This window comes from Myxococcus sp. AB025B, from assembly GCF_006518215.1.
In the GTDB taxonomy this organism is placed as follows: Bacteria; Myxococcota; Myxococcia; order Myxococcales; family Myxococcaceae; genus Myxococcus; species Myxococcus fulvus.
This window is the reverse complement of the sequence record NZ_SRLW01000638.1, coordinates 1-1,246: the sequence shown is the minus strand read 5'-3', so window position 1 is coordinate 1,246 and position 1,246 is coordinate 1. Positions and strand designations below refer to the sequence as shown.

Annotated in this window: 1 protein-coding gene; it reads right to left on the bottom strand. The window is 69.0% G+C overall.

All coding sequences use genetic code 11. The annotated features are described in order from the left end of the window. Positions 1-1,246: amino acid adenylation domain-containing protein (locus FL311_RS43230; protein WP_141333509.1), on the bottom strand; the 1,246-nt coding region annotated here is incomplete at both ends.

Below are 1,246 nucleotides of genomic sequence, written 5' to 3'. Positions count from 1 at the left end.
GGCAGGGAGTCCAGGGCGACGAAGGCCGAGGGCACCATGTACTCGGGGAGGTTGAGAAGCAGCTCGGTGCGGAGTGAGGAGGTGTCGACGTCCGAGGGGGTGACGTAGGCGACGAGGCGCTTGAGTCCGGGGACGTCCTCGCGGACGAGAGCGGCGGCGTGGTGGACGGAAGGAAGGGCTTCGAGAGCGGCCTCGACCTCACCCAACTCGATGCGGAAGCCGCGCAGCTTCACCTGGAAGTCGATGCGGCCGAGGTACTCGAGGTGGCCGTGAGGCAGCCAGCGGGCCTTGTCCCCGGTGCGGTAGAGGCGCGAGCCGGGGATGTCCGAGAAGGGGTTGGGGATGAAGCGCTCCGCGGTGAGGTCGGGCCGAGCGAGGTAGCCGCGAGCGACACCGTCGCCGCCAATGAAGAGCTCTCCAGGCACGCCGATGGGGGCGGGCTGGAGGGAAGCGTCGAGGATGAAGGTGGAGACGTTGGGGAGAGGAGGGCCGAGAGCAGGCCGGGAGGCGGAGGTAATGGGGAGCGCGGTGGCGTCGACGGTGGTTTCGGTGGGGCCGTAGACGTTGAAGGCGCGAAGGGAGGGGGAGGAGGCGAGAGTCGTCCAGAGGGAGTCGTCGATGGACTCACCGCCGATGAGGACGCGAAGGGGCCGCAGAGAGGAAGCGAGGCCCTCGTCGAGGAGGAGGCGGAGGTGGGAGGGGGCGCAGTCGAGGACGTCGAGCTGGTGACGAGACAGCCACGAGAGAAGCAGGGGGACGTCTTCGCGGGCGGCCTGGGGGACGAAGCAGAGGGCGTGTCCGAGAGCGAGGAAGACGAGCTGCTTGACGGAGGCGTCGAAGGAGAGGGGGGCGTTGAGGGAGATGCGAAGAGGGCGCTGGACGTCGGAGTAGACGGAGGAGGAGAGGGCGTGGAGGAGATTCACCACGGAGGAGTGGTGGATGAGGACGCCCTTGGGCCTGCCGGTGGAGCCGGAGGTGTAGATGACGTAGGCGGCGTGGGAGGGCAGCGAGACGCGAGGCGGATTGGAGTCCGGGAGCGCGGCGAGGGAGTCGAGCAGGGCCGAGTCGTCGAGGCACAGAGGCGAGGAGACGCTGGTGTCGAGACGAGGCAGGAGGTGGGAGTGGGTGAGGACGAAGGGAGCGCCGGAGTCCTGGAGCATGAAGGCGAGGCGCTCGCGAGGGTAGGCGGAGTCGAGTGGGACGTAGGCGGCGCCGGCCTTGAGGATGGCGAGGAGGGCGACGAGGG